The sequence below is a fragment of the Corynebacterium sp. genome, from assembly GCF_030535495.1.
Classification (GTDB): domain Bacteria; phylum Actinomycetota; class Actinomycetes; order Mycobacteriales; family Mycobacteriaceae; genus Corynebacterium.
On record NZ_JAUNRW010000055.1, the window covers coordinates 7,382 to 14,519 of the forward strand.

6 protein-coding genes are annotated in these 7,138 nt (G+C 68.3%); 1 reads left to right on the plus strand and 5 read right to left on the minus strand.

Annotated elements, in window-relative coordinates; all coding sequences use genetic code 11:
• The 3 genes from Q4F73_RS07925 to yaaA all read right to left on the minus strand — a co-directional run.
• Positions 1–539: ATP-binding protein (locus tag Q4F73_RS07925; RefSeq protein ID WP_303358813.1), on the minus strand; the 539-nt coding region annotated here is incomplete at its 3' end.
• 131 nt (positions 540–670) lie between these two features.
• Positions 671–1,681 carry a S66 peptidase family protein gene (locus Q4F73_RS07930; RefSeq protein ID WP_303358814.1) on the minus strand — a complete coding sequence of 337 codons (1,011 nt, stop codon included), beginning with the start codon at positions 1,679–1,681 and terminating at the stop codon, positions 671–673.
• 47 nt (positions 1,682–1,728) lie between these two features.
• The gene (gene yaaA / locus Q4F73_RS07935; RefSeq protein ID WP_303358815.1) at positions 1,729–2,430 is read right to left on the minus strand and encodes a peroxide stress protein YaaA; all 702 of its coding nucleotides are present in this window, start codon (positions 2,428–2,430) and stop codon (positions 1,729–1,731) included.
• Positions 2,431–2,462: 32 nt separating this feature from the next.
• On the opposite strand from yaaA, the gene Q4F73_RS07940 reads away from it, so the two are divergent.
• Positions 2,463–4,202: a proline--tRNA ligase gene (locus Q4F73_RS07940; protein WP_303358816.1), complete on the plus strand. Its 1,740-nt coding sequence runs from the start codon at positions 2,463–2,465 to the stop codon at positions 4,200–4,202.
• A 74-nt stretch (positions 4,203–4,276) separates the two neighbouring features.
• Here Q4F73_RS07940 and Q4F73_RS07945 read toward each other — a convergent pair whose 3' ends face one another.
• A complete protein-coding gene (locus tag Q4F73_RS07945; RefSeq protein ID WP_303358817.1) occupies positions 4,277–6,253 on the minus strand; it encodes an MMPL family transporter in 1,977 nt (658 codons plus the stop codon).
• 38 nt (positions 6,254–6,291) lie between these two features.
• A complete protein-coding gene (locus Q4F73_RS07950; RefSeq protein WP_303358818.1) occupies positions 6,292–6,969 on the minus strand; it encodes a hypothetical protein in 678 nt (225 codons plus the stop codon).
• Between the last annotated feature and the right edge of the window lie 169 nt (positions 6,970–7,138).

Genomic DNA, 7,138 nt, shown 5'->3' on the forward strand with positions numbered 1-7,138 from the left:
CCGGCCATCGCCAACGCCACATGGTGATCGTCCCGGATGAGGTCCTGGTGGGTGACGGCGATGTCGGAGAGGTTGTCCGGGTCAGCATCCTGTACCTCATCGACGGTGATGAGCACGCCCGTGCCGCGCAACAGAGCCAGGAGGTCCCGCATGCGGGTGCCGAGGGTGGGTACAGGTTCGGTGGTATCCAGTATCTCCGTGTCCACACGGAAGCCGCTGACCTGTACAGCCGTGACCGTGCGCCCGTGCGGTGGTGAGAGCTCGATGATCTTCTGGGGGATGGTGGTGTCGACCAGTGTGCGTACGGCCTCGCCGCGGCCGGTCGCGCGCAGCACGATCCAACCGTGTTGCGCGGCAATGTCCTCCAGCTCGGTGAGCAAGACCGTCTTGCCGATACCGCGGGTGCCGTCGATGACCATGCTTCTCGACGGCTCGCCAGGATACCCCGCCAGCCCCCGTGAGAATTCCTCGAGTACGACGGCTCGTCCCTCCCAGTGGTAGGGGCTGGCACCGAAGGTGGGGCGGAAAGGGTTGCTCATGGTTGCAAGCGTAGTTGATAAATTGATAAATCGCGGGCGTTGATAAATTGATACTTCATGGCAGCAAAGTACGCCGCGAAGGCCCTCCGGCCACCACTTCGGAAGGGGCTTCGCGGCATACTTTGCTGGCCCTAGCTGTAGTCGGCGAAGATCCGCTGCTGCTCGCCATCGAGGGTGACCTCGCCGCCGTAGGGGAGGATCCACTGCGGGCGGGTGTGGCCGAAGGGGACACCGCACACCACGACGGCGTCGGGGTTGTACAGGCTCACCTGCTCGATGACGGCGTCGAACTGCTCCTCGCGGTCGCGGTACTCGGGGAGGAAGAGGCTGCGTGCCGGGGGCCGGGCGACCATGACGCCGTCGACGGCGCCGAGGATGTCGGCCTCGCCCAGGGCGCGGACGATCTCCATGATCCCGTGGGTGTTGGTCAGACGCTGGGAGGCCTCGAGCATGAGGATCGCCCCCTCGAGGTCCTCGGCCCGCGGGACGCGGTCGGCCAGGGACATCTGGGTGATCACCTCGAAGCACCCGCCCCAGGTTCGCCCGGTCACCCGGCGCGCCGGGCCGGCCCAACGCCAGGGTTTCGTGGATTCGCGCAGGCCGTTGACCTCCAGGGCGAGGGGATCGGACCACAGGATGCCGTGGTCCTCGGATTCGCCCGGGTCGGTGATCTCCAGGACACCCGAGCGATCCAGGGCGGCGTGAAGGGAGGTGGCGGTGATGTCGTCGATACGCGGGCCGGCCCCGAGCTGCACCTGGGTGTTGCCGCCGTGGAAGGCGCGGATGCCCAGGCTGTGCAGCAGGTTGAGGATGTTGGTGTTGTCGCTGTAGCCGAAGAAGGGCTTGGGGTTCGCGGCGATGATCTCCGGGTCGAGGAAGGGGATGACGGTGACCTGGTCGTCACCACCCAGGGTGGTGAAGATCGCCTCGATCTCCGGGTCCGCGAACGCGGCCATGACATCGCGGGCGCGGTCCTCGGGATAAGCCTCGAACTGGCGGGTGGTGGGATATTCGACGGGCTCCAGACCGAAGTCCTCACGCAGGCGCCGCATGGCCTGTTCGTGGACCTCGGGACCGAGAGCGGGCGCCGCCTTCGAGGGGGAGAGGACGGCCACCTTTGTTATGTCTGCATCAACACCCATGCCATCAACTACACCACTTAGGGTGCCGCAAATCCAGAAAGCATCGTTCAGACGGCCAGGGTGAGCTCGCGCGCGGAGGTCGGCGAGATGTCCATCCCGGCGTCGCGGGCGACGGCCATGACGTCCTCCACCGATGCCGCCTCCGACGGCGCGCTCGCCAGCACCCGCGCCAGCTCGCCCTTGTAGTGCTTGTTGAAGTGGCTGACGACCTTGCCGTCCTTTTCCACCCGCACCGTCACCGCGCCGGGCACTGTGCCCAGCTGCTGGTAGGTGCCCGAGCGCAGATCGACGACGAAGTCCTCCGCGGCCAGCGCCTCGGTGATCAGCCCACCCCACATCTTCTTCAGCGTCGGCGCGCCGGGCAGGCGGGTGCCACCGGAGAGCCGGTAGCGGGGGATGAGGTCGCCGGCGCGGACGACGCCGAACAACGCGGAACCGACGGCCAGGCGCTCCCACGCATGGGCAGGCAGGGTGGGGGCCGAGAGGGCGTCGAAAAGCACGCCCGTGTAGCGGTATAACGCGGGCATGGTCGGCGCCGTGCGCAGCTCCCGGTTGGCCTCCGCCTCCGGGCGGAGCTTCTCGGAGATCTTGAGCACCGGCAAGGCCTCGTCGACGGGCAGCGTGGAGAGGGCGTCGATAAGCGAATCCCGCACCGGACCCAGTGCCGGAAAGCTCAGTCCCTCCAGGTCGAGCGCGGGGCCGGAGCCGCCGGGGGCCTTGGTCTCGGAAGGAGGGAGGACTATCAGCATGGGGTTCAGGGTAGCGGGTAGAGTTTCACACCATGATCACACGTCTGTCCTCGCTGTTCCTTCGCACCCTGCGCGAAGACCCGGCTGATGCCGAGGTACCCAGCCACAAGCTGCTCGTCCGCGCCGGGTACATCCGCCGCGCCGCCCCCGGTGTGTACTCCTGGCTGCCGCTGGGACTGCGCACGCTGCGCAAGATCGAGGACGTCGTGCGCGAGGAGATGAACGCCATCGGCGGCCAGGAACTGCTGTTCCCGGCGCTGCTGCCGCGCGAGCCCTACGACAAGACCAACCGCTGGACCGAGTACGGCGACCACCTCTTCCGTCTCAAGGACCGCAAGGACAACGACATGCTCCTCGGGCCCACCCACGAGGAGATGTTCGCGCAGACCGTCAAGGACCTGTACTCCTCGTACAAGGATTTCCCGGTCACGCTGTACCAGATCCAGACGAAGTACCGCGATGAGGAGCGCCCGCGCGCCGGCATTCTCCGTGGGCGCGAATTCGTGATGAAGGACTCCTACTCCTTCGACATGTCCGACGCCGGCCTCGAGGAGTCCTACCAGGCCCACCGCCGCGCCTACCAGGCGATCTTCGACCGCCTCGGCGTCTCCTATGCCATCTGCCGGGCCACGTCCGGCGCCATGGGTGGTTCGGCCTCCGAGGAGTTCCTGGCGATCTCGCCCAACGGTGAGGACACCTTCGTCCGCGCCACCGACGGTGACTACGCCGCCAACGTCGAGGCCGTGGTGACCCAGCCCGGCACCGAGCTGCCCATCGATGGCCAGCCGGAGGCGGTCGAGTACGACACCCCGGATGCGGAGACCATCGCCACCCTCGTGGAGTGGGCGCGTTCCGAGGGCATCGACGCCGAGGCCTCCGACACCCTCAAGTGCGTGGTGGTCAAGGTCACCGAGCCCGGCCAGGAGCCGGAGCTTATGGGAGTGCTCGTCCCCGGCGACCGCGAGGTGGACATGAAGCGCCTCGAGGCATCGGTGGAGCCCGCCGAAGTCGCGATGGCGGAGGACGTCGATTTCAAGAAGAACCCCTTCCTGGTCAAGGGCTATGTCGGCCCGCGCGGCCTGGCCGCCAACGGCGTGCGCGTGCTCGCCGATCCCCGCGTGGTGCCGGGCACCGCGTGGATCACGGGTGCCGACGCCCCCAACCGCCACGTCGTCGGCCTCGTCGCCGGCCGCGACTTCGAGATCGACGGCTACGTCGAGGCCGCCGAGATCCGCGAGGGCGACCCCGCGCCGGAAGGTATGGGCACGCTGACGCTTCAGCGCGGCATCGAGATCGGCCACATCTTCCAGCTCGGCCGCAAGTACACCGAGGCCTTCGACGTGCAGATCCTCGACGAGTCCGGCAAGCGCTCCATCCCGACGATGGGTTCCTACGGCATCGGCGTCTCCCGCCTCATGGCCGTGCTCGCCGAGCAGCGCCACGATGAGCTCGGCCTCAACTGGCCCGCCGAGGTCGCCCCGTACCAGGTGCACGTGGTCGTGGCGAACAAGGACGCCGCCGCCATGGAGGCCGGCGAGCGCCTGTCGGCCGAGCTCGACGCCGCCGGCATCGAGGTGCTTTTCGACGACCGCCCCAAGGTCTCACCCGGCGTGAAGTTCAAGGACGCCGAGCTGCTGGGCATGCCCTTCGCGCTGGTGCTGGGGCGTTCCTTCGCCGACGGCATCGTGGAGGTGCGCGTGCGCGGCGGGGAGACCCTGTCCGTGGCGCCCGAGGAGGCCGTCGCGAAGCTGCAGGAGCTCGTCCGCGGCTAGCTGAAGCGCACGAAGACGCGCCCTCGTATGTGTCACCACATACGAGGGCGCGTCTTCTTCTATGCCCAGGCCGTTTAGAGCTCGGAGGAGGCGGTCGCGACGACCTTCTCCTCGCGCTGGGTCTTCTTCGGCTTGACCTTGCCCGGCCACCAGAACTTCTCACCGAGCATCTGGACGATCGCCGGGATGAGGATGGTACGGACGATGAGGGTGTCCAGGAGCACGCCGATGAAGATGACGATGCCCACCTGCGCCAGGACCACCAGCGGGAGCACACCGAGGGCGGCGAACACCGCGGCCAGCAGGATACCGGCGGAGGTGATCACGCCACCGGTGGCGGACAGCGAACGCAGCACGCCTTCCTTGGTGCCGTGCTCGCGGGCCTCCTCGCGGGCGCGGGTGATGAGGAAGATCGAGTAGTCGATACCCAGTGCCACGAGGAACACGAAGGAGTACAGCGGGGTGAGTGCGTCGAAGTTCTCGAAGCCGAGGATGCCGGTGGAGATCCACCAGCCCAGACCCAGGGCGGCGATGTTGGTGATGAGGACCGTGGTGGTCATGATCACCGGGGCCAGGACCGAACGCAGCAGCACCATGAGGGCGATGAGCAGGACGAGCAGGATCACCGGGAAGATGAGGGTGCGGTCATCGGCGGCGGACTGCTCGGTGTCGTAGAGATCGGCATCCTGGCCGCCGACGAGCGCGTCGGTGCCCTCGAGGGAGGCACGCAGCTCGGCGGTCTCGCCGCCGGAGACCTGGAGGATCTCCCAGTCACCGGCCGGCTCGCCCGGGGTGACGGAGTGGCCCTCGTCCTCGAGGACCTCCGTGACCCCGGCAGGGTCCTGGGTGGCGATGATGGCCGGGGTGGCGTCCTGCTCGGGGAACTTCTCCTCGAGCAGGGTGGCGGCGGAGATGGACTCGGGGGTCTCGATGAACTGCTCCGCCTGGGTCAGGCCGGTGCGGATCTGCAGGGCGCCGGCGCTGGCGACGGCCAGGAACACCAGGGCGATGGCACTGACCATCACCGGCTTGGAACGCACGACGTTGCCGATGCGGTCCCAGAAGCGGTGGTTGACCTCGGTGCCCTCGCGCGGGATCCGCGGCCAGAAGATCCAGCGGCCGAAGAACAGCAGCACACCGGGCAGGACGAAGACGGCGAAGAGGAAGGCGATGGCGATGCCGAACATGGACGCCAGGCCCAGGCCACGGGTGGTGGGCACGGCGGACAGCAGCAGGCAGGCCACGCCGAGGATGACGGTGACGGCGGAGGCGAAGATCGTCTTCACCGTCGGGCCCCAGGCGTTGGCCATGGCCGCGAAGCGGTCGTCGTGGCGGTGGAGCTCATCGCGGTAGCGGGAGATGAGCAGCAGGGCGTAGTTGGTGCCCGCACCGAAGACGAGGACGGAGAGGATGCCGGCGGTGGACTCGTTCCACACGGCGCCGATGGCGTCGAGGGCCCAGGTGTAGGTGGTGGCGGTGACGCGGTCGGCCAGGCCGATGACCAACAGCGGCAGGATCCACAGGATGGGGGAGCGGTAGGTGACGATGAGCAGCACCGCGACGATGATGCCGGTGACGGCCAGCAGCATGAGGTTGGCGCCGGAGAACACACCGGAGAGGTCACCGTCGATGGCGGCGGGGCCGGTGACCTGGGCGCTCACCCCGTCGGGGAGGTCGGCGTTGGCCTCGGCGCGCAGATCCTCGATGCGGTCGACGTTGTCGGTCAGGCCCTCGGAGACGACCTCGACGGGCACCATGGCGGCCGTCATGTCCTCGTTGGGGATGAGCGGTCCGCCGAGTTCCTCGGCCTTGGGGGCGATGGCCGCCATGTCGAGGGGGTCGTCGCTGGTGAACAGGACGATGGCGGCGTTGCCGTTGTCGCCGGGGCGTTCCTGGAGGATCTGGGCGACGCGGGTGGAGTCGACGTCGTCCGGCGCCATGGCGGTGGGATCGGAGGGGGTTTCTGCGGAGCCGAAGGACATCGAGGCACCCGCGAGGACAATGAGAAGAAGGGCGAGCCAGCGGAAGGCCCGGGCGGTTGATGTACTCACCGGTCACAGAGTACAGATATCAACACCATGTCGGTAACTCACGCGGTGCGGGCGAGCCAGGCACGCCAGCCGTCGTCGGCGGCCTCGCTGACCGCGCGCAGCCACTGCGCCTCCCGCTCCGCCTCCAGGGCGGGGACAAATCCCTCGTCAGAGGGGGAAAGTGCACCGGTGGGCTCGTAGCCCGGTGCGGCCACGGGAACATCGCCTGTGGGTTCCGCCACACTGCGCAGGGCGGTGATGCGGTCGAGGGTGGCGTCGATAAGCGGATCGAGGTCGGCGTGGAAAGCCTGCGCGGCCTCGAGGCCGTGGAGGCGGGCGTACTCGGCGGCCAGCAGCTCGCGCGCCTGCGTGGCGGCGTCGGCGGACAACTCGACGGTGTCCGCCTCGCCGGAGGCGAGCGCCACGGCCTGGCGGGCGATGAGATCGCGGGACTCGGCCGGCACGTCGTCGACGGCGGCCACGGTCACCTCGAAGGGGTCGGCCTCATCGACCGCGGAGGGGGAGTAGTCGCAGGAGGAGGGAGTGGTGCCGTCCTCATGGGTGCCGCACAGGCGCGCGATCTCGGCCTCGAGTTCCGCGGCGTCCGCGGCGCGCCCGGTGGCATGCGCCTGATCCGCCAACGCCGACAGCTCCGCATTCGGCTGCGGGCCGAGCATCTCCACGGAGCAGGAGGACAGCAGCGGCAGCAGTAGAAGAGGGGCGAGGCGACGGTTCACAGCGCACACCCTACCCGCGTTAGGCTGGTGGGTATGGCATTCCCCGGAGAAGCAGAACTGATCAGACTCATCACCCCGGTGACGGACGCATGCGGCCTCGACATCGAGGGTGTCAAGGTGGCGCGCGCGGGCCGCAAATCGGTGGTGGGGATCTTCGTGGACGCCGACA

Coding starts and splice junctions, on each gene's coding strand:
- Q4F73_RS07930 (WP_303358814.1), bottom strand. CDS start 1,681: ATGGGTGTTGATGCAGACATAACAAAGGTGGCCGTCCTCTCCCCCTCG.
- yaaA (WP_303358815.1), bottom strand. CDS start 2,430: ATGCTGATAGTCCTCCCTCCTTCCGAGACCAAGGCCCCCGGCGGCTCC.
- Q4F73_RS07940 (WP_303358816.1), top strand. CDS start 2,463: ATGATCACACGTCTGTCCTCGCTGTTCCTTCGCACCCTGCGCGAAGAC.